18 protein-coding genes are annotated in these 19,035 nt (G+C 76.3%); 4 read left to right on the top strand and 14 right to left on the bottom strand.

The genetic code is table 11. From position 1 onward, the window contains the following. Nucleotides 1-70: 70 nt before the first annotated feature. The 4 genes from ACFQ80_RS17375 to ACFQ80_RS17360 form a co-directional block, all read right to left on the bottom strand. Nucleotides 71-3,118 (bottom strand): FAD-binding and (Fe-S)-binding domain-containing protein, encoded by a 3,048-nt coding sequence (locus ACFQ80_RS17375; RefSeq protein ID WP_430564517.1) that lies wholly within the window; start codon nucleotides 3,116-3,118, stop codon nucleotides 71-73. 132 nt (nucleotides 3,119-3,250) lie between these two features. Further along, the gene (locus ACFQ80_RS17370) at nucleotides 3,251-4,306 is read right to left on the bottom strand and encodes a TetR/AcrR family transcriptional regulator (RefSeq protein WP_430564516.1); all 1,056 of its coding nucleotides are present in this window, start codon (nucleotides 4,304-4,306) and stop codon (nucleotides 3,251-3,253) included. Nucleotides 4,307-4,393: 87 nt separating this feature from the next. After that, on the bottom strand, nucleotides 4,394-5,215 hold the full coding sequence (locus ACFQ80_RS17365; protein ID WP_430548556.1) for an ABC transporter permease: 822 nt from the start codon (nucleotides 5,213-5,215) through the stop codon (nucleotides 4,394-4,396). Further along, nucleotides 5,212-6,204 (bottom strand): ATP-binding cassette domain-containing protein, encoded by a 993-nt coding sequence (locus ACFQ80_RS17360; protein ID WP_430548555.1) that lies wholly within the window; start codon nucleotides 6,202-6,204, stop codon nucleotides 5,212-5,214. The genes ACFQ80_RS17365 and ACFQ80_RS17360 overlap by 4 nt, the downstream gene beginning before the upstream one ends. A 139-nt stretch (nucleotides 6,205-6,343) precedes the next feature. On the opposite strand from ACFQ80_RS17360, the gene ACFQ80_RS17355 reads away from it, so the two are divergent. After that, nucleotides 6,344-7,405, top strand: a complete 1,062-nt coding sequence (locus tag ACFQ80_RS17355) for an NAD-dependent epimerase/dehydratase family protein (protein ID WP_430564515.1) — start codon at nucleotides 6,344-6,346, stop codon at nucleotides 7,403-7,405. Here the strand turns inward: ACFQ80_RS17355 and ACFQ80_RS17350 are convergent. After that, the gene (locus ACFQ80_RS17350) at nucleotides 7,385-7,930 is read right to left on the bottom strand and encodes a MarR family winged helix-turn-helix transcriptional regulator (protein WP_430564514.1); all 546 of its coding nucleotides are present in this window, start codon (nucleotides 7,928-7,930) and stop codon (nucleotides 7,385-7,387) included. The two genes, ACFQ80_RS17355 and ACFQ80_RS17350, sit on opposite strands and share 21 nt — an antisense overlap. 139 nt (nucleotides 7,931-8,069) lie before the next feature. On the opposite strand from ACFQ80_RS17350, the gene ACFQ80_RS17345 reads away from it, so the two are divergent. Continuing rightward, a complete protein-coding gene (locus ACFQ80_RS17345) occupies nucleotides 8,070-8,702 on the top strand; it encodes an FMN-dependent NADH-azoreductase (protein WP_430564513.1) in 633 nt (210 codons plus the stop codon). A gap of 174 nt (nucleotides 8,703-8,876) precedes the next feature. Here ACFQ80_RS17345 and ACFQ80_RS17340 read toward each other — a convergent pair whose 3' ends face one another. The 3 genes from ACFQ80_RS17340 to ACFQ80_RS17330 form a co-directional block, all read right to left on the bottom strand. Then, on the bottom strand, nucleotides 8,877-9,320 hold the full coding sequence (locus ACFQ80_RS17340) for an OsmC family peroxiredoxin (RefSeq protein WP_430548551.1): 444 nt from the start codon (nucleotides 9,318-9,320) through the stop codon (nucleotides 8,877-8,879). A gap of 131 nt (nucleotides 9,321-9,451) precedes the next feature. After that, complete coding sequence (locus ACFQ80_RS17335) at nucleotides 9,452-10,948, bottom strand: hypothetical protein (protein WP_430564512.1); 1,497 nt, start codon at nucleotides 10,946-10,948, stop codon at nucleotides 9,452-9,454. 61 nt (nucleotides 10,949-11,009) lie between these two features. Next, the gene (locus tag ACFQ80_RS17330) at nucleotides 11,010-11,606 is read right to left on the bottom strand and encodes an RNA polymerase sigma factor (RefSeq protein WP_430564511.1); all 597 of its coding nucleotides are present in this window, start codon (nucleotides 11,604-11,606) and stop codon (nucleotides 11,010-11,012) included. Nucleotides 11,607-11,755: 149 nt separating this feature from the next. Here ACFQ80_RS17330 and ACFQ80_RS17325 point away from each other — a divergent pair, with 149 nt between their 5' ends. Then, nucleotides 11,756-13,651, top strand: a complete 1,896-nt coding sequence (locus ACFQ80_RS17325; RefSeq protein WP_430564510.1) for a DUF4012 domain-containing protein — start codon at nucleotides 11,756-11,758, stop codon at nucleotides 13,649-13,651. A 124-nt stretch (nucleotides 13,652-13,775) separates the two neighbouring features. Beyond that, nucleotides 13,776-14,522 (top strand): LPXTG cell wall anchor domain-containing protein, encoded by a 747-nt coding sequence (locus ACFQ80_RS17320; RefSeq protein WP_430564509.1) that lies wholly within the window; start codon nucleotides 13,776-13,778, stop codon nucleotides 14,520-14,522. Between the two features lie 29 nt (nucleotides 14,523-14,551). On the opposite strand, the gene ACFQ80_RS17315 is transcribed toward ACFQ80_RS17320, so the two are convergent. From ACFQ80_RS17315 to ACFQ80_RS17290, 6 genes are all read right to left on the bottom strand, one after another. Continuing rightward, on the bottom strand, nucleotides 14,552-16,198 hold the full coding sequence (locus ACFQ80_RS17315; protein ID WP_430564508.1) for a LuxR C-terminal-related transcriptional regulator: 1,647 nt from the start codon (nucleotides 16,196-16,198) through the stop codon (nucleotides 14,552-14,554). A 96-nt stretch (nucleotides 16,199-16,294) separates the two neighbouring features. Beyond that, nucleotides 16,295-16,720: a D-aminoacyl-tRNA deacylase gene (dtd, locus tag ACFQ80_RS17310; RefSeq protein WP_430548545.1), complete on the bottom strand. Its 426-nt coding sequence runs from the start codon at nucleotides 16,718-16,720 to the stop codon at nucleotides 16,295-16,297. Then, entirely contained in the window at nucleotides 16,717-17,742 is a 1,026-nt protein-coding gene (locus ACFQ80_RS17305; RefSeq protein ID WP_430564507.1) for an asparaginase, read from the bottom strand. Before ACFQ80_RS17305 ends, dtd begins: the two co-directional genes overlap by 4 nt. A 10-nt stretch (nucleotides 17,743-17,752) precedes the next feature. Continuing rightward, entirely contained in the window at nucleotides 17,753-18,097 is a 345-nt protein-coding gene (locus ACFQ80_RS17300) for a DUF2516 family protein (protein ID WP_429733949.1), read from the bottom strand. Nucleotides 18,098-18,106: 9 nt separating this feature from the next. Further along, on the bottom strand, nucleotides 18,107-18,532 hold the full coding sequence (locus ACFQ80_RS17295; RefSeq protein ID WP_430548543.1) for a type II toxin-antitoxin system VapC family toxin: 426 nt from the start codon (nucleotides 18,530-18,532) through the stop codon (nucleotides 18,107-18,109). 45 nt (nucleotides 18,533-18,577) lie between these two features. Continuing rightward, nucleotides 18,578-18,874 carry a type II toxin-antitoxin system Phd/YefM family antitoxin gene (locus ACFQ80_RS17290; protein WP_430564506.1) on the bottom strand — a complete coding sequence of 99 codons (297 nt, stop codon included), beginning with the start codon at nucleotides 18,872-18,874 and terminating at the stop codon, nucleotides 18,578-18,580. Nucleotides 18,875-19,035: the final 161 nt, after the last annotated feature.

Raw genomic sequence — 19,035 nt, 5'->3', positions numbered from 1 at the left:
AGGTAGTTCGAAGCTCGGTGAGGTAGTCGGCTACCTCACGAGATCTCGAACTACCTCGGCAGATTCGGGACTACCTCGCGGGGTCGAGCCGCTCGGCGATGACCTCCACCAGCGCCTTGCCCTGCGTGCCCTCGAGCTGCACGGCCTGCGTGCGGCAGGAGAAGCCGTCGGCGACGAACTCGGTGCCCTCGGCGCGCTCGCGCAGCGCGGGCAGCAGCGCGTTCTCGGCGACGGCGACGGACACGTCGTAGTGGCCCTTCTGCATGCCGAAGTTGCCGGCCAGCCCGCAGCAGCCGGCGAGGACCTTGATGTCGGCGCCCGCGGCGCGCAGCAGCGCCTCGTCGGCGTCGAAACCCATCACCGAGTGCTGGTGGCAGTGCGGCTGCACGACCGCGGTGAGGTCGGACAGGTCGGGCATCTCCCAGCCGGCCCCGGCGGCCGGCGCGGTCTCCGGCGACGTGAGCAGCTCCGCCAGGGTGCGCGTGGCGTCGGCGACGGCCTGGGCGCGCGGGTCGTCGGGGAACAGGTCCAGCAGGTCCGAGCGCAGCACGGCGGTGCACGAGGGCTCCAGCCCGAGGATCGGGATGCCGTTCACCGCGTACGGCCCGAGCACGGACAGCAGCGACGACAGCCGACGGCGGGCGCCGTCGAGCTGACCGGTCGAGATCCAGGTCAGGCCGCAGCACGCCTGCTGGTCGGGCACGACGACGTCGTACCCGGCCGCGGTCAGCACCTTCACCGCGGCCTGCGGCACGGACGGCGCGAGCGCGTCGCTGAACGAGTCCGCCCAGAGCACGACCTTCGGGCGCGCGCCCGAAGGACGGTCGTGCGGGGTCTTGCCGGCGCCCAGCCCGGGCACTCCGTGCGACGCCCAGCCCCGGCTCCACCAGGTCCGGAACGGGATCTCCGCGAACTGCGGCACCTGCCGTCGCGTGTCCATGCCGCCCGCCCACAGCACCGCCTTGGCGATCCACGGCACGCCGAGCACCTTGTTGACGAACCGCGGCATCCCGCCCGCGAGCCGCGCCCAGCGGGGCAGCCAGCCGAGGGCGTAGTGGTCGACGGGGCGCAGCTTCCCCTTGTAGGTACGGTGCAGCGCCTCGGACTTGTACTGCGCCATGTCGACGCCCGCCGGGCAGTCGGACGAGCACGCCTTGCAGCTCAGGCAGAGGTCCAGGGACTCGCGCACCTCCGGCGCGGTGAGCCCGCCCACGAGGGTGCCGTTGACGGCCTCCTGCAGCACGCGCGCCCGCCCGCGGGTCACGTCCTTCTCGTCCTTCGTGGCCTGATAGCTGGGGCACATGAACCCGCCCGAGGCGTGGTTGTCGGCCCGGCACTTGCCCACGCCGACGCAGCGGTGCACGGCGGTCGTGAGGTCGCCGTGGTCGTGCGCGAACGAGAAGCCGGTGTGGCCCGCCCGCTTCGCGATGCCGTGCAGCGGACCCGAGCCCGCCATCCCCCGGTCCCCCACGGGCAGCGTCGAGAGCACCTGCTTCGCCGCGGGCCGGCGCAGGTCGGCGTCGACGGCCGCGGGCCGCACGACGACGCCCGGGTTGAGCAGGTCGTCGGGGTCGAACAGGGCCTTGAACCGCTCCATGAGCCGGATCGCCTCCGGCGTGTACATCAGCGGCAGCAGCTCGGAGCGGGCGCGGCCGTCGCCGTGCTCCCCCGACAGCGAGCCCCCGTGGTACGCCACCAGCCGCGCGGCGTCGGTCATGAACGTGCGCAGCACCGACCCCGACGTCTCCAGGGGGATGTCGATGCGCAGGTGCACGCAGCCGTCGCCGAAGTGCCCGTAGGGCAGCCCGTCGACGCCGTAGCGCTCCATGAGGTCCTCGAGGTCGCGCAGGTACGCGCCCAGCCGCTCGGGCGGGACGGCGGAGTCCTCCCAGCCCGGCCACGCCTGCTCGCCCGCGGGCGTGCGGCCGGCGAGCCCCGCGCCGTCGGCGCGGATCTGCCACATCTTGGTGGCGTCCGGCCCGGCGGGCAGCACCAGCGAGGACAGGGCCGACGACGACGTCACGACGGCCTCCGCCCGGGCGCTCGCCTCGTCCTGGCTCGCGCCGCCGACCTCGATCATCAGCCAGCCCGCGCCCTCGGGCAGGGCCGGCACGGAGGCCTCGCCCTTCGCCTTGCGCACGACGTCGACCAGGCGCGCGTCGAGCCCCTCGATCGCGAGCGGCTTGTGGCCGAGCAGGTGCGGGACGTCGTCGGCCGCCGCCGGCATGTCCGGGTAGCCGAGCACGACGAGCGTCGGCGCCGACGGCACGGGCACCATCCGCAGCGTGGCGCCGAGCACCGTCACCAGCGTGCCCTCGGTGCCCACCAGCGCCTTGGCGAGGTCGGAGCCGTTCTCCGGCAGCAGGTGCTCCAGCGAGTAGCCCGACACCTGGCGCCCGAACCGGCCGAACTGCGTGCGGATCAGCGCGAGGTTCTCGCGTACCAGCTCCGCCAGGCCCGGCACGGCGGCGAACGTCGCGTCGCCCCGGCCCGCGGTGAAGCGGCGCCCGCGCCCGTCGACGACGTCGAGCTCCACCACGTTGTCGGCCGTGCGGCCGTAGGCCACGGCGTGCGGGCCGCACGCGTTGTTGCCGATCATCCCGCCGAGCGTCGCGCGGTTCTGCGTGGACGGGTCCGGGCCGAACCGCAGGCCGTGGGCGGCGCCCGCGCGCTGCAGGCTCGACATCACGGTGCCGGGCTCGACGACGGCGGTCCCCGCCTCCGGGTCGACCGAGACCACCTGGTTCAGGTGCCGGGAGAAGTCGAGCACCGCGCCCGTGCCGACCGCGTTGCCGGCCACGGAGGTGCCGGCGCCCCGTGCCGTCACGGGAATCTTCAGCTCGCGCAGCACCTCCAGGCCGCGGACCACGTCGCGCGAGCTGCGCGGGAAGGCCACGACGTCGGGCACGACGCGGTAGTTCGAGGCGTCGGTGGAGTACTCCGCGCGCCGCCGGGTGGAGGAGTCGACGTCGCCCGCGATCACCGTCCGCAGCGCGGAGACGACGGCCGCGCGGGCCTCGTCGGCCGCGCGCCTGGCCGCGCTCTCCGCCTCGTCACGGGTGGGCGCGAGGTCCACGTCACCGTCCGGGGTCGGGGTCGTCGGTGTCTGGGCTGGCACGCGCCGATTCTGCCATTCGTCCCCCGGGGGCGCCGCCGCGTCCACGGCACGGCACCCGATCGGTCCCGCCTTCGAGCAGGTGGTGCGGCGCGGGGACCGAAGGCGTCCCGCGACGGACCGCCTGCTCGAAGGTCAGCCGCGGTCGGCCTTCTCCTGCGCGGCCCGCACGGCCTCGGCCTCCGCCTTGCGCGCCTCGCGCAGCGCCTTCTCCCGCTCGCGCACCTTCTTCTGCTCCTCGCGGAGCCGGCGCTCGACGTCCTTGCGCTTCGCCGCCGCCTTCTTGACCTTGGGGTCGGAGGCGTAGCGCTGCGCGACGGCGAGCGCCTCGGCGACGCCCTCGTCCTGCGGGACGCCGCCTGGCGGGGTCTCCGGGTCGGGCCCGCCGGCCGCCGCCCGCGCGGCCACGTACGCCGCGACGCCGTCGAGGGTGCGCTCGAGCCCCCATCCGACGTCCTCCTCGTCGTCGAACGTGCTCGTCCCGTACGCGGCGTAGGAGCCGCGCTCGACGATGGGGCGCAGGTACGGGAACCGGACCTCGTCGACGAGGGCGCGCAGCGTGTCCGCGAGCTCGGGGCCCACGGCCGCGGCCGCGTCGGTGCCGGCCGTGTTGGCCTGCCGGAGGTCGCGGTCGAGCAGCGCGGCGTTCCGGGTGAAGCCGTTGAGCAGCAGGATGGTCGCGATCTTGTCGCCGTCGTCGAGCGGCGTCGAGCGCAGCGCGCGCAGGCCGGCGTCGAGGGCGCGCAGGCTCGCCGGGGTGATCGGCGCGCCGGTGACGGGGACGTCGAGGACCCAGGAGTGCCGGCGGAACAGCTCGAAGGTGAACAGGGCCCACTCGCGCAGCTCGGCCCGCCAGTCCGCCGGCTCGTGCGGCGGCGGGAACTCCAGGTCGAGCACGACCTCCTGCATGAGCAGCAGCAGGTCGTCCTTGCTGGTGACGTACCGGTACAGCGACATCGTGGTGAAGCCGAGGCTCTTGGCCACCCGCGCCATGGAGACGCCGGCGAGGCCCTCCGCATCGGCGATCTCGACGGCGGCCTCGACGATGCGCTCGATGCTCAGCTCGCGGCGGGGCACGCGCTCCGGCCGCTCGGCCACGCCCCAGGCCAGCGCGAGACGCGGCGGCAGGTCAGGCAGCTCCGCACCCGGCAGGGCCGACTCGGGCAGGTCCGTCTCCGGCGTGTCCGTCATGCGCTCATCATCCCTGAACCTCCTCGCGACCGAGCCTGTCGGGACCGCACCGGGGCCTCGACAGGCTCGACCGACGACGACCGCTGGTCAGCGGGCGGTCCGACGGCGGTACAGGACGCCGCCGACGACGACGCTCGCGACCAGGAAGCCCACCAGCCACACGCACGCCGTGACGATCGTGCCGGCGTCGGGCGCCCCGGCGAGGAGGCCGCGCACCGACTCGATGATCGGGGTGAACGGCTGGTGCTCGGCGAAGCCGTGCAGCCAGTCCGGCATGGTGTCGACCGGCACGAAGCCCGAGCTGAGGTACGGCACGAAGAGGAAGATCATGCTCACGGACATGGACGCCTCGACGCTCAGGACCAGCCCGAACACGACGCAGAGCCAGGTGAACGTGACGACGGCGAGCACCGTGAACCCCACGAAACCGAGCCACTGGCCGAGGTCGGCGTCGGGCCGGAACCCGTACGCGAGCGACACCAGCAGCACCACGACCACGGAGGCGAGGTTGCGCACGACGCTCGCGATGACGTGCCCCCACAGGGCCGACGAGGAAAAGATGGGCAGCGTCTTGAAGCGGTCGATCGTGCCCGTGGTCATGTCCTGGGCGACGCCCGTGGCGGCCGTGGCCGAGTTCATGCCCAGGCACATGACGAGCACGCCGGGCACGACGTAGTCGATGTACTCGCCCCCGGTGCCGCCGGAGATGGCGCCGCCGAAGACGATCACGAACGCCGACATGATGAGCACGGGCAGCGCGAACGCGGTGATGAGCCCGTCGACCGAGCGCAGGGAGCGGCGCGCCTCGCGCCGGGTCATGGTGGCGACGTCGCGCAGGGGCGCGTGCACGGACGCCGGACGGACCGCGCCGTGCGCGGTGCGCGCGGGCGGGGCCAGGGTGGTGGTCATCGCAGGGCCTCCTCGGGGGCGGTCTGGTCGGTGGTGCGGGTCGTGCGGTCGGTGGCGGCGCTGCCGGTGAGCGCCAGGAAGACGTCGTCGAGGGTGGGCTTGACCACGCTCACGCCCGCGACGGCGAGGCCTCGGGACTCGGCCCGGTCGAGGACGTCGCGGATGGCCCGGACGGGCTCGGCGCTCGGGAAGGTGAGCGCGAGCGCCCTGAGGTCCTCCTCCGCGGCGTCGAGGCCGGCGACGCCGAGCTCGCGCGCGGTGGCGAGGCTCGCGGCGTCGTCGAACGTCACGCGCACGTGGTCCCCGGCGACGAGGGCCTTGAGCTCCTCCGCCGTGCCGCGCGCGGCGATGGTGCCCTCGGCGAGGACGGCGATCGTGTCGGCCAGTCGGTCGGCCTCCTCGAGGTACTGGGTGGTAAGGAGGATGGTGGTGCCGTCGTCCGCGAGCCCGCGCACGACCTCCCACAGCTGGGAGCGCGACGCCGGGTCGAGGCCGGTGGTGGGCTCGTCGAGCACGAGCACCGCCGGGTCGGCGACGAGGCTGATCGCCAGGTCGAGCCGACGGCGCATGCCGCCCGAGTAGGTGCCGACCCGGCGACGGGCCGCTGCGGTCAGGTCGAAGCGCTCCAGGAGCTCGTGGGCGCGACGCCGCACGACGCGCTTCGGCAGGTGCGCGAGGTCGGCCATCATGACGAGGTTCTCCTCGCCCGTCTGGAACTCGTCGACGCTCGCGTACTGGCCGGTCAGCGCGATGCTGCGCCGCACCGCGGCGGGCTGCTTCACGACGTCGGCGCCCGCGATGGTCGCCGTGCCTCCGTCCGGCTGCACCAGCGTGGTGAGGATGTTGACGGTGGTCGTCTTGCCCGCGCCGTTCGGTCCGAGCAGCGCGAAGATCTCGCCGCGTCGGACGGTGAGGTCGACGCCGCGCAGGACGGCGGTGCGTCCGTAGGACTTGCGCAGCCCCCGCACCGCGATCATCGGGTCGTTCATGGCCGTTCCCCTCCGGTCGGTCTGTGTATGACGTACACGAGCGTACGGCATACACATCGTGTTGGCCATACACCCCGTGTGGTCGGTACACGCGAGCGCTGCACGCGCGCCGCGACGCCGCCGCGGCTACGGTCGGACCGTGCGCGTCGTCGTCGTGGGAGCAAGCGGGAACGTCGGGACCGCCGTGCTGGGCGCCCTGGCCCGCGAACCCGCCGTGACCTCGGTCGTCGGCGTCGCCCGGCGGGTGCCCCGTGCCGACGGCAGCAGCACGGTCGCCTACCCGCACTCCGCCGCCGAGTGGGTCCGCGTCGACCTCACCGACACCGCCGACGCCGTCGTGCGCGGCCTCGACCAGGCCTTCCTCGGCGCCGACGCCGTCGTCCACCTCGCCTGGGCGCCGCCGTCCGCCCGCGACTCCGGGCATGCCCGGCGCCTCAACCTCGACGGCTCGCGGGCCGTCGCCGACGCCGTCGTGCGCGGCGGCGTCCCGCACCTCGTGTTCGGCTCGACCTCCGGCGTCTACTCCCCCGGCCCGGACGACGGCGGCCTCGTGCGCGAGGACTGGCCGCGGCGCGGCGTACGCACGTCGTCCTACTCCGTGCAGAAGGCCGCCGTCGAGCGGATGCTCGACGACGTCGCCGCGCGGCACCCGCGGCTGGTCGTGACGCGGGTGCGGCCCGCGCTCATGCTGCAGCGCGAGGCGGGCGCCGAGCTCGGGCGCTACTTCCTGGGGCCGCTCGGCACCCGCGCGCTGCGGCTCGCCGCCAAGCGCGCCCCCGAGGGAGCGCTGCTGCCCGCGGTGCCCGCGCTCGCAGGCCTGCGCCTGCAGGTGATGCACGTCGACGACGCCGCCGACGCGTACCGCGCCGTCGTCGTCGGCCGCCACCCCGGGGCGTTCAACCTCGCCCCCGAGGGCTGGCTCACGTCGGCCGACCTCGCCGACACGCTCTCGGCGGGCCGCAGCGTCGAGGTCTCGCCCGACGTCGCGCAGACCGGGCTGTCGGTCGCCTCCCGGCTGCGCCTCGCCCCCATCGACGTGGGCTGGTTCGACATGGCCCGTGCCGACGTCGTCCTGGACGCGACGCGCGCCCGCGAGCTGCTGCGCTGGGAACCCACCCACGACCCGCGCGACGTGCTGCGCGAGACCGTCGAGGGCGTCATCGCCGGCACGGGCGCCGGCTCACCGCCCCTGCTCGGCTGACTCCGCGGGCAGCGGCCCGCAGCCGGTGCCGCGGGCGCGCTCGGCGCACGCCAGCGCCGGGTCGATCGTGCGCACGACGACGTCGGCGGCCGCGCCGAGCGCCGCGAGCTGGTCCTCGCCGAGGGCGTCCACCACGAGGCGGCGCACCTCCCGGACGTGCCCCGGGGCGGCCGCCTCGAGCTTGCGCCAGCCCGCCTCCGTGAGCCGCGCCTCCATCCGCCGCCGCCCGTCCGAGCACGCGGTGCGCTCGACCAGGCCGGAACGCTCGAGGCGACCCACGGCGTGCGACAGGCGCGACAGCGAGCCGCGAGACAGTGCCGCGAGGTCGGACATGCCGAGGGTGCGGTCAGGGGCCTCCCCGAGGGCGGAGAGCACGTGGTACTCGAAAAGGTTGAGCCCCGCGTCGGCGCGCAGCTGCGCGTCGAGCGTGGCGGGCAGGGTCATGAGGAGCGCGGCTACCGACGACCAGCTCCGCCGCTGGTCCTCGTCGAGCCACACCGGGGCGTCGGTCGATGCGGACGGCATACCCCATCCTAGGCCGACTTGAATGATCAACACCGTCGCGGGTACGTTCGTGTTGAACGTTCAAGACGACGTCCTTCCGGACGCCCTCTCCCGCCCGTCGCCCGCCCGCCGGCGACCCCCGCACCGGAGGAACCACCTCATGACGCTTCTTCGCCTCGACGCCAGCATCCAGGGCGACCTGTCCGCGAGCTCGGCCCTCGCCGACGCCGTGGTCGCCGAGGTCACGGCCGCCCGCCCCGGCACCGCCGTCGTCTCCCGGCACCTGGGCCAGGACCCGCTGCCCGCGGAGGCCTGGGCCCACGCCACCTCGGGCGGCTTCGTCGCGGAGACCGAGCGCACCCCGCAGCAGCGCGCCGCCCTCGACCTCGCCGCGGCCCTGGCCGACGAGGTCCGCGCCGCGGATGCCCTCGTCCTCGCCCTGCCGCTGTACAACTACGGCGTCTCGCAGCACGCGAAGACCTGGATCGACCTCGTCACGACCGGCGCGGGCGCGGGCGTGCCCGTGCTCGAGGGCAAGCCCACCGTGCTCGTCACCACCCGCGGCGGTTCCTACGGCGAGGGCAGCCCCCGCGCCGGCTGGGACCACAACACCGACTACCTGCGGCGCATTCTCGCCGACCTCTGGCAGGCCGACCTCACCGTCGTCGAGCGCGAGTTCACGCTGGTGGGCGTCAACCCCGCGCTCGACCAGTTCACCGACCTCGCCGCCGTGATGGCCAAGCAGGCCGAGGAGGACGCCGTCGCGGCCGGCAAGGCCCTCGCCGCCCGCTGACGCCGAGGTAGTCCCGATCCCCGCGAGGTAGTTCCCCTCCACGCGAGGTAGTACGAGACTCCGCGAGGTAGTTCGAAGCACCGCGAGGTAGTACGACAGACGGCGAGGTAGTCCGCGCACGGACTACCTCGCCGTCGTGCGGACTACCTCGCCGTCGTGCGGACTACCTCGCGGTCAGCCCTCGAAGGTCACGTCCAGCGTGATCTCGCCGACGCCCGCCAGCGCCTTGGAGACCGGGCAGCCGGCCTTCGCGGCCTCGGCGGCGGCGCGGTACGCGTCCGCGTCGATCCCGGCGGCGGAGCCGACGACGGTCAGCGCGATCTTCGAGATCTCGAGACCGCCGCCCGCGGCCGGGGTCAGGGTGACGTCGGCGGTCACGTCGGTCTTGCCCGGCGTGCCGCCGGCGTTCGCCACCTCGAGCGAGAACGCCATCGCGTAGCACGACGAGTGCGCGGCCGCGATGAGCTCCTCCGGGCTGGTGACACCCTCCGCGGCGTCCGCCGTCCGGCGGGGGAACGAGACGTCGAACGTCCCGACGCCCGAACTGGCGAGCTCGACCCGGCCGGAGCCCTGCTGGATGTCGCCGTTCCAGGCGGTGCGTGCGGTGCGGGTGGACATAGGAGTTCTCCTTCGTGCTCCGGGACAGGTCACGACGACCGTAACCCGCACCCGCGCTCCGCGTCAGGGACCGCCCGCGTGGTGGCCGTCACGTCCGGGGCGGCGCCGTCGGGCGCGGCGCTCGACAGCGCTCAACGGGGCGCCGAGAAGTCCATCGCGTCGTCGGCGACGGCGACGACGGACCACGCGTTGCCGTCGGCGTCGGACAGCTCGTACGCGGGGACGAGGACGACGGACCCGTCGTCCTGCGTCTGCTGCGCCAGGCCGAGCCTGGCGTCGGTGATCTCGACGTCGGACACCGGCCAGTCGACCGGGTCGCCGGCCGCGGGGGGAGCCGGGGGCGCGGACGGCTCGGTCCCGTCCTCCTCGGTCTCGGCCCACATGGCCTCCTCGTCGGCGAGCACGACCGGCCAGGTGGAGCCGGAGAACCGCGGGTCGCCGAGCCGCTCCACCGCCTCGGCCGGGCTGATCACGGGGTACTCGCCGAGGTCGGCCGTCGTGGCGAGGAAGCCGTCGAGCCAGGCGATGCCCTCCTCCCCGACGGTCGCGCTCCACTGCGCCCCGGTGCGCGTGCCGTCCACCACCTGGGAGGCGGTGACCCACCGGCCGGGATCGCCGTCGGTCTTCTCGCCCACCTCGATCTCGAACGCGTCGGGGTCGACGCCGAGGCTCCGCATGGCGTCGGTGAGCGCGTCGCGCGCCTCCCGGTCGCCGACGGACGACGTCGCCGGCTCGTCGCACGCGGGCTCGGTGTCCTCCCCGTCGTCTCCTCCGTCGCTGCGCGCGACGACGTCCTCGCACCGCCACGGGTCGGCGCCGGGGTCGTTGTAGCCGAACGTCGCGCTACCGTCGGCGGACAGCCAGACGTGCGGTCCGCTGCCGTCCTGGGGGCCCACGGACCAGCCGTACTCCCACCGCGGCTTCCCCTCGACACCGAGCGCCTCCGCGAGCCGGGCGGCCCCCTCACGGGTGGCGACGTCCGTCGCGTCGAGGGCGTAGGCCGACGCCGTGCCGCCCGCGGTGGACAGGCCGTCGCCGTGGAACAGCGCGCGACCGGACGAGTACCAGCTCGGCAGGGTGGCGTCGCCCGCCGCGGCCGACGACGCCGCGCCGGACGCACCGTCCCCCGCCGAGTCCTCCGCGGCACCCATCGCCGCTCCGCCGGCCGCGGCGTCGTCGCCGGCCGACCCGGCGCCCCGGCCGCCGCTGTTCAGCACGACCGGGGCGTCGGCGGCCTCGGAGGCGCCGGGCGCGGCAGCGCCGCCGAGGGCGTACCCGCCCACGCCCACGGCCGCGAGCACCACGACGCCCGCGGCGGCCAGCCACGGCGTGCGGCGCCACCCACGGCGGGCGGCGAGCTCGTCGCCGTCGCGCTCCCCGTCGTCGGCCCCGGCGCCCCCCGCCCCCTCGGCCACGGTCGCGTCACCGTCCGCGGCCAGCCGGGTGTCGACCTTCGCCCGCAGCCCCGCACCCGCCGGCTCGACCCCTGCGGCCGGGTCCGCCGCCCGCAGGCGCGCGAACGCCATGTCGTCACGGTCGTCACGGTCGTCGCGCGGCACGTCCGGAGTCGCGGACTCCCCCTGGGGTACGTCACCGCGCGTCTCGTCCCGGCCCTCGTCCCGGCTCATGCTGTCCTCCCGGCCCCACGGCCCGCCGGTCCGGCGGGCGTCTCGCACCCCGTCTGTGTCGTCATCGCGCGCCGGCTTGCGCCGCGGCGTCGCCCTCGGCCGCACCGTCGCCGTCCTGGGTCTCGCCGTCCTGGGTCTCGACGTCCCACGCGGCGCGCAGCCGCGCCCGGGCGCGGGACAGCGCGGCGTCGGCTCCCCCGCGCGAGACGCCGAGCACCTGCGCCAGCCCGTCGCCCCCGACGCCGTCCCACGCGACGAGGAGGAGCACCTGCCGGTCGCGCGGCGAGAGGCGGGCGAGGACCGCACGCACGCGGTCGTCGTCGACGGCGAGCGCCGCCGGGTCGACGTCGTCGGGCACCTCGGGCACGACGGCGACGGGCGTCGGCCGGGCCTTACGGCGGTGGTTGGCCAGCACGAAGCCGGCGGTGCGGTAGAGCCACGGGAGCTCCGCGCCGCGCGGCACGTCCGCCCGACGACGCCAGGCGGTGGCCAGCACGTCCGCGGCCAGGTCCTCCGCGTCCGCGCCGCCCGCGGGCAGGCGCCGCACGAGGTAGCGGTGCACCGCGCCCGCGTGCGCGGCGAAGAGGGCGTCGAACCACGCCGTGTCGTCGCGGTCGTCGTCGCCGTCGTCGACACGCGCCGTCTCGTCCGGGTCCACCGGGCCTCCTGCGGTCCTGGGCGCGCGAGGGCGCGCGCCACCCCTCGACGCGACTGTGTCGCCGTACCCCCTGGTCTTGCACCCGCGCGCGCCGACATCACCCGCAGATTCATCCCTCCGACCGCGCCGCGCGGACCTACGGTGCGGGGATGACCGTCGACACGGGCGCGGCGCCCGCCAGCACGGAGCCCACGGCGCCGACACCCCGCCGACGGCGCGCCGTGCGCTGGGTGCTGCTCGGCACGGTCGCGGCCCTGCTGGTCGTCGCCGTGTGCGCGGTGCTCCTGGTCCGCGACGCGCTCGCCGCGCGCGGCGCCCTCACCCGCGCCGCGGTGCAGGTGCCCGCGGTGGCGGAGGAGCTGCGCGCCGGGGCCCGGTCGGAGGCGGACGGCGGCACCCCCGCGACGCTCGCCTCCTCCCCCGCCCTGGCGGAGCTGCGGGCGCAGACCACGATCGCGCGCGAGGCGACCGACGGCCCGCTGTGGTGGCTCGCCGCCCGACTGCCCGTGGTCGGCCCGTCGGCAGGGGCGGCCGTCGACGTCGCCGTCGTGCTCGACGACGTGACCGACGAGGTGCTGCCCCCCTTGGCCGACCTGGCCGACGCCGTGGCCGCCACCGACCGCACCCCGGACGGCGGGCTCGACCTCGCGCCGCTGCAGGCGGCGGCACCCGGGATGGCGACGGCGCGGGCGTCGGTCGACGCGTCGCGGGCGCGCCTCGACGCCGTCGACCCCGACGCCCTGCTGCCGCAGCTCGCCGACCCCGTGGCGACGCTGCGCCACCGGGTCGACGAGCTGGCCGACGCCGTCGCGACCGGAGACCGCGCGGCCGCGCTCGGCCCGGCGATGCTCGGCGCGGACGGACCGCGCACGTACCTCCTGCTGGGCATGAGCACCGGCGAGCTGCGGCAGGGCGGCGGCATCCCGGGCGCGCTCGTCCTGCTGCGGGTGGACGACGGGCGCGTCGAGGTGGTGCGCCAGGTCGCGGCCTCCGCCGTCGGCCCGTTCCGCTCCCCCGTGCTCCCCCTGTCCGCCGACGACGACGAGGCGTACACGGCCCGGCTCGGCATGTTCGTGCAGGACGTCACGGCCACCCCCGACTTCCCGACGTCCGCCGCACTGGCCGCCGAGATGTGGGCGCGCGCCCAGGGCGAGCAGGTCGACGGCGTCCTGGCCACCGACCCGGTCGCGCTCTCCCAGCTGCTCGCCGAGACGGGCCCCGTGCGGGTGCCGGTGTCGGGCCCCGTCGCCACCGCGCTCGGCCGCGACACCGTGGAGCTGACGGCCGAGAACGCCGTCGACGTGCTGCTGCGGCGCGTCTACGACGTCCTCGACCCCGAGGCGGCCGACCAGTTCTTCGCGGAGGCCGCCGCCGCGGTGCTCGCGCGGTCCATGTCCGACGACGTCCCACCGGCGACGCTGCTCGCCGGCCTGCAGCGCGCGGCCGGGGAGCACCGGGTGCGGGTGTGGTCGGCCGACCCCGCCGAGGAGGCGCGGCTGGAGGGCACGCTGGTCGCCGGGTCGTACGCCGCCGCCCCGCGCGCCGCCGACGCCGTCGGCGTGTTCCTCACCGACCACGTGGCCGGGAAGATGTCGGCGTACCTGGACTCGTCGCTGCACGTCGTCGGCTCGGAGTGCACCGACGCCGGCCGGATGGACACGCTCGAGCTGACGTTGGCCTCGACGGCCCCCGACGACGCCGCCGCGGTGCTGCCGTGGTACGTGGCCGGCGTTCCGGGCGGCACGCACCCGCCGGGCACCCTGAGCCTCGGCGTGACCGTGGCGGGGCCCCGCGACGGGGCGCCGCCGCGCGTCGAACGGGACGGGGCCGCGGTCGGCGGCGAGGCCCGCACCACGCACGGACGCCCCACGCAGTCCGTCACCGTGGTTCTCGCCCCGGGCGAGAGCGCCACGCTGCGGTTCGCCGTGCCGGGCGCGCCGGCGGGCGAGGAGGGTGGCACGCCGCCCGGCCGCCTGGAGGTCTGGTCGACGCCGACGACGACGGCGGGCGGGCTGCTCGACGTCGAGGTGCCGACCTGCGGGTGAAGACGCCTCCTGCCTGCGGTTTCACCCGGGTGAGACGGGGTCGCCGGTCGAGGTGCGCGGCTAGCGTGAGGGCCCCAGGCAGCACCCAGGCAGCACGGAGAGCATCGCCCCCGGAGGAGTCGAGATGGCCCACGCACGCACCGCCGTACGCGCCGCCGCCGGCCTGGCCCTGAGCGGCGCGATCGCGGTCGCCGCCGCACCGGCCCTCGCCGCCACGGTGCCCAGCCCGAGCAGCAGCCCGAGCAGCACCGACTACCCACCGCCCGAGGAGCCGACGCTCACCGCGCAGATCTTCCAGCCGGAGTGCGACGGCGACGTGCCGTACCTCCGGTACGCGGTCACCGCCACGGGCACCGAGAACGACACGGTGACGATCACCTGGCTCAACCCGTCCGGCGACGACGTCGTGCAGGCGGGCCTGCCGATGAGCGGCCGGGTCCTGTGGCCGGGCGCCGTGGTGGACTCGTCGGGCGCGCCGCTCGACTGGCCCGGCTGGCGCCTCGAGAACGGCGTCTGGGTGGAGGGCGACGAGTTCGACTGGGTGCGCCCGTCCGTGGACGTGAAGCTCGAGGTGAACCCCGAGCTCACCATGACCGCCGCCTACCCGCCGTCGTCCCCGAGCTGCGCGACCAACCCGCCCGGCACCGTGCCGCCCGACGAGCCGGGCGAACCCGGTGACCCGACGCCCGGCACGACCGTCCCCGCCGCCGTGCCCGCGGACGGGGCTCCCCCCGCGGCCGCACCGCCCGCGTCGGGCTTCCTGCCGCAGACGGGCGCGGGCGTCGCCGGGCTGGTCGCCGCGGCCGCGGCGCTCGTGGCCGCGGGCGGCCTCGCCGTCGGCCTCGCGCGCCGGCGTCGCACCGACCACTGACACGGCTGTGAGGCCGGGTCAGGCCGGCGTCACGACGCGGGCCGCAGCGCGACGACCGTGAGCTCGGCGCGCGAGCTCACGCCGACCTTCCGGAAGACGCGCCCCAGGTGCACCTCGACGGTGCGCACGGACACGCACAGCCGGTCGGCCACCTGCTTGTTCGCCAGGCCGTCCGCGACGAGGCGCGCGACGTCGAGCTCCCGCGCCGTGAGCACGTCCGCCCAGCGCGCCCACACGTCCGCGAGCCCGTCCCGGCCGCCCCGGCAGGTGCGCACCGCGCTCACCACGAGCGACGGCACGGTGGCCGGGCGCGGGTACCCGAGGTCGCGACAGACGGCGACGGCCGCGGGGACCGGGTCCGGGCCGACGGCACGCAGCCCGGCGGCGAGGGTGTCCGAGCCGCCGGTGCGGCGCGCCACCTCGGCCGCGAGCCCGCCGACGACGTGCGACACCGGCAGGCGCGCCGCGGCGTCGTCGAGCACCCGGGCGGCCTGCTCGGCGTCGCCGCCGCGCAGGAGGACGAGCGCCTGCACCACCCGCAGGTGCGCCTCCGCCAGCGGTGAGAGCCCGTCCGCCCCTACCCAGGCGACGGTCTCCCGGTACGGCGCGGCGGTGACGACGGCCCGGGCCAGCACCTCGTCGGCCTCCCGGGGGTAGCGGTCGAGGCGGCCCAGCGCCTCGACCACGGCGGCCAGGGCGGCGCGGTCCGCCGGGGACACCGTGGCGCGCGCGACCGGCACGACGAGGCGCGCGAGCCGGACGCCCGGCGGGTCCTCGTCGTCGGGCGGCAGCGGCCCGGCCGCACCTGGGCCGGGGGACGGTGCCCCCGACCCGGCCCCGGGCCGGTCCAGGTGCCGGGCGTCGACCAGCGCGAGCACCGCGTCACGGGCTCGCTCGGCATCGTCCTGGACCGTCGCGACGCCGGTGCTCGCCACCCGCTCGAGCCATCCGGCGGCGTCGTGCAGGTGCCCCCCGAGCAGCGCGGCGCGCCCCGCGACGAGGAACGCCCTCGCCCGCACGTCGCCGGTGCCGTGGCTGGCCGCCTCCCGCGCGACCGCGTGCGCCGCGACCGCGCACCCCTGACCCAGCCGCTGCCGGGCGAGGCGAACCAGGCCGTCGGCCAGGGCCGGGTCGCCGGCGAGCGTGGCGAGCGCGGCGTGCCACCGCGCCGCCCCGGGCTCCCCCGCGCGCTCCAGCTCGGTCGCCAGCGCGGCGTGCACGGCCGTGCGCTCGGTGAGGTCGGCGTCCTCGTGCACGACGGCGCGCAGCCGCGGGTCCGCGACCCGGAACCGGCCGTCGGCGAGCTGGAGGTGCCCGGCCAGCGGCGGCGCGAGCAGTCGCTCGACGGAAGCGCCGGTCGCGCCGAGCAGGACGTCGACGCGGTCCAGGACGAGCACCCCGGCGGCCAGGAGCACGCGCCGGTCCTCGGGGTCGAGCGCGCCGGCGGTCCCGTCCAGGGCCGCCGCCCGCACCGCGGCCGTCACGGGGAGCGGGTCGGGCAGCGCGGCGACGCCGGCGAGCTGGTGGGGGGTGAGCAGCCCGAGCGTCTGGGCGAGGGCCTCGGGGTCGGCGCCCACGAGCTCCGAGACCCGTCGCACGACCTGCGGCGCGACCGGTCGCGCACGGACCCCCGGCGGGGACTGCCAGGGCGCGGCGCTGTCGCGGATCGAGGTCATCGTCGGCCTCCCGTCTCGTGCCGGGCCTCGGTGCTCGGCGGCACCACTCTGCCGCATCAGCCCGAAAATTGCGCGAAGACGCAGGTCAGCGATTTGTCAGGTCTCCACCAATATCGTCACGGGGCCGTCGTTCACGAGCTCGACGGACATGTCCGCCCCGAACCTCCCGGTGGCCACCTCGAGCCCCCGCGCCCGCAGGTCTGCCACGACCTCGTCCACCAGCGGCTCCGCCACCGGGCCGGGCGCGGCCGCGTTCCAGGTGGGCCGGCGACCCTTGCGTGCGTCCCCGTACAGCGTGAACTGGCTGACCACCAGCACCGGGGCGCCCGCGTCGGTCACCGAGCGCTCGTCGCGCAGGATGCGCAGCTCCGCGATCTTGCGGGCGACGGTCGCCACCTCGGCGGGGCCGTCGGCGTGCGTCACGCCGACGAGCGCGAGCAGGCCGGGCCGGTCGATCGCCCCCACCACCTCGCCGTCGACCGTGACGGACGCGCTCGACACGCGCTGCAGCACGGCCCTCATGCGACGTCCGCCGCGAAGGCCGGGCGCACCGCGCCGACCGGCGCCCCGCCACCCAGCACGGGCGTGACGCCGACGGCGTCCAGCGCGGCGGCGTCCGCGCCCGCGACGTCGGCCGCCCCCGCCGCGCGCATCGCCGCGGCGAGGATCGCCGGGCGGGGCCGGTCGCCGCCGTCGAGGATCTTGAACGCCACCGCCGACCCGTCGGGCAGGCCCGCCGCGCACACGCCGTCGGCGCCGATCTTGGCGATCGACCCGGGCACCGCGGTCATGACGAGCGTGTCCTCGCGGCCACGCCCCGCCACCATCTCCGGGTGGCCGGCCATCGCGCGCGCGACGCGGCCGCCCTCGTCGGTGGTGCCGGCGGCGCCGACGGACGCCAGCCGCCCGAACGACCGCGCCAGGCCGAGCACGGTGGTGGAGAACAGCGGCGCGCCGCAGCCGTCCACGGTGACGTGCGGGTCCGCGTCGCCCGTCAGCTCGACGACGGCGTCGCGCACCGCGCGCTGGAGCGGGTGGTCGAGGTCGAGGTAGGACGCGGTGTCCCAGCCGGCCGCGACGCAGGTCGCGAGCATCGCGGCGTGCTTGCCCGAGCAGTTCTGCGCGACCCGTTCCGGCCCGTGGCCGGCCTCCTGCCAGGCGAGCGCCTCGGCGCGGCCGAGCGGCAGGTCGGGCGTGTTGCGCAGGACGGACTCGTCCAGCCCCGCGCCGGCGAGGATCTCGCGGACCCCGGCCAGGTGCTCGGGGGCGCCGCTGTGGCTGGCGGCCCCGAGCGCCAGGAGCCGGCCCGGCAGGTCGAGGCCGGAGCGCAGCATGGCCACGGCCTGGAGCGGCTTCACCGACGAGCGCGGCCAGATCGTCGTCGTCGGGTCGCCCAGGGCGAGCCGCACCCCGCCGTCGGGCCCCAGCACCACGAGGTGCCCCAGGTGCACCGACTCCACGAGGTCGCCGCGCACCACCTCGGCCAGCGGGGCCGCGCCGCGCACCACGGGCGCGACGGGCGCGGGCGAGCCCGTCGTCGTCACCTCGCCCACGTCACCAGCCGCCCGTCGGGCCCTGCGGGCGACGCCCCCCGCCGGTGCCGTACGGCTGGATCCGCGGGCGCACGTCCACCCAGTAGATGATCGCGGGCGTCACGGCGATGACGTTGAAGAACGACCCGGCGGTCATGAGCATCGGCGGCAGCCCGAAGAGCCCGATGAGGGCCGCGATGCCGAGGATGATCAGCCAGATGTTCTTCTTCAGCTTCCCCTCGGACACGTAGGCGTTCGCGGGCCGGCGGGCGGCGTCGAGGAACGCGACGAGCTGCACGACGAACACCACGACCGCGAGCACGACGAGCAGGATGTACTGGAAGGATCCGAAGGCGGCGGAGATCACCCGCCGAGCCTACGGGAGCACGCGGAGCCTGCGGGAGCGCGCGGCGCCCGCGACGTGCTCGTCCCACGCGGCGACGACGCTGTCCTCGTGCGCGACGGCGAGCGCGCTGGCCACGTGCAGGGCGTCGGCGCCGCGCAGCGGCACGGGGCACGACGCGACCAGCTCGGCGGCGCGCTCGGAGACCTCGGGCGTCACCTCGAGGGTGTGCAGCCCGGCGCTCAGCTCGTCCCAGATCGCGGTGCCGCGACGGCGCGCGAGCGGGTCGAGCACCCCGGCCCGCTCCCCGGCCGCGAGCGCCGCCCGCACCTCGGCGTCGGCGATCCGCGACGAGACGACGACGTCGGCGCGGTTCCACAGCGCGCTCGCGAGCGCCGAGCCGGGCTCGCGCACGCACAGCTTCACCAGCGCGCTCGCGTCGAAGTAGACGAGGGCCATCGTGCTCCGTTCTTCGTTCCGCGGGTCGGGCTGCCGAGACCGTCGTCAGCGGCGGATGCGCCGCACCAGGTCGGACATGCGCGACGCCGGCCGCGCGGCGGGGCGCGGGGCGGACCGGGCGGCCGCCGCGTCGTCGTCGGGCACGGCGTGCACCGGCCGCTCGGTGGCGGCGGGCGTGAGCAGGCCGTCGCGCACCAGCCCGGCGACGAGGTCCGCCGTCTGCACCCCCGACAGGCGGGCGACCGGCACCCCCCGCTCGGTGATGACGACCTCCTCGCCCGCCCGCGCCTTCTCGATCCACGACTTGAGCTCGGCGCGCAGCGCGCTGACGGAGACCTCCATGACCGACGACCGTACCGTCCGCAGCCCGGTGCCGAACAGCAGCTCTGCCGAGGTGGTCCGAGAAGCGCCGAGGTAGTTCGTGACACAGTGTGAAGTAAAAACACGGCCGGGGGCGGGCTACCACGGCGCGTACGGGGCCACCACGGGGGCAGATGGCGCGG

The sequence above is a fragment of the Isoptericola sp. NPDC056578 genome, from assembly GCF_042793275.1.
Lineage (GTDB): Bacteria > Actinomycetota > Actinomycetes > Actinomycetales > Cellulomonadaceae > Isoptericola.
This window is presented reverse-complemented; position numbering and strand designations above follow the sequence as displayed.

Coding starts and splice junctions, on each gene's coding strand:
- ACFQ80_RS17370 (WP_430564516.1), bottom strand. CDS start 4,306: ATGACGGACACGCCGGAGACGGACCTGCCCGAGTCGGCCCTGCCGGGT.
- ACFQ80_RS17365 (WP_430548556.1), bottom strand. CDS start 5,215: ATGACCACCACCCTGGCCCCGCCCGCGCGCACCGCGCACGGCGCGGTC.
- ACFQ80_RS17360 (WP_430548555.1), bottom strand. CDS start 6,204: ATGAACGACCCGATGATCGCGGTGCGGGGGCTGCGCAAGTCCTACGGA.
- ACFQ80_RS17350 (WP_430564514.1), bottom strand. CDS start 7,930: ATGCCGTCCGCATCGACCGACGCCCCGGTGTGGCTCGACGAGGACCAG.
- ACFQ80_RS17345 (WP_430564513.1), top strand. CDS start 8,070: ATGACGCTTCTTCGCCTCGACGCCAGCATCCAGGGCGACCTGTCCGCG.
- ACFQ80_RS17340 (WP_430548551.1), bottom strand. CDS start 9,320: ATGTCCACCCGCACCGCACGCACCGCCTGGAACGGCGACATCCAGCAG.
- ACFQ80_RS17335 (WP_430564512.1), bottom strand. CDS start 10,948: ATGAGCCGGGACGAGGGCCGGGACGAGACGCGCGGTGACGTACCCCAG.
- ACFQ80_RS17325 (WP_430564510.1), top strand. CDS start 11,756: ATGACCGTCGACACGGGCGCGGCGCCCGCCAGCACGGAGCCCACGGCG.
- ACFQ80_RS17320 (WP_430564509.1), top strand. CDS start 13,776: ATGGCCCACGCACGCACCGCCGTACGCGCCGCCGCCGGCCTGGCCCTG.
- ACFQ80_RS17315 (WP_430564508.1), bottom strand. CDS start 16,198: ATGACCTCGATCCGCGACAGCGCCGCGCCCTGGCAGTCCCCGCCGGGG.
- dtd (WP_430548545.1), bottom strand. CDS start 16,720: ATGAGGGCCGTGCTGCAGCGCGTGTCGAGCGCGTCCGTCACGGTCGAC.
- ACFQ80_RS17295 (WP_430548543.1), bottom strand. CDS start 18,532: ATGGCCCTCGTCTACTTCGACGCGAGCGCGCTGGTGAAGCTGTGCGTG.
- ACFQ80_RS17290 (WP_430564506.1), bottom strand. CDS start 18,874: ATGGAGGTCTCCGTCAGCGCGCTGCGCGCCGAGCTCAAGTCGTGGATC.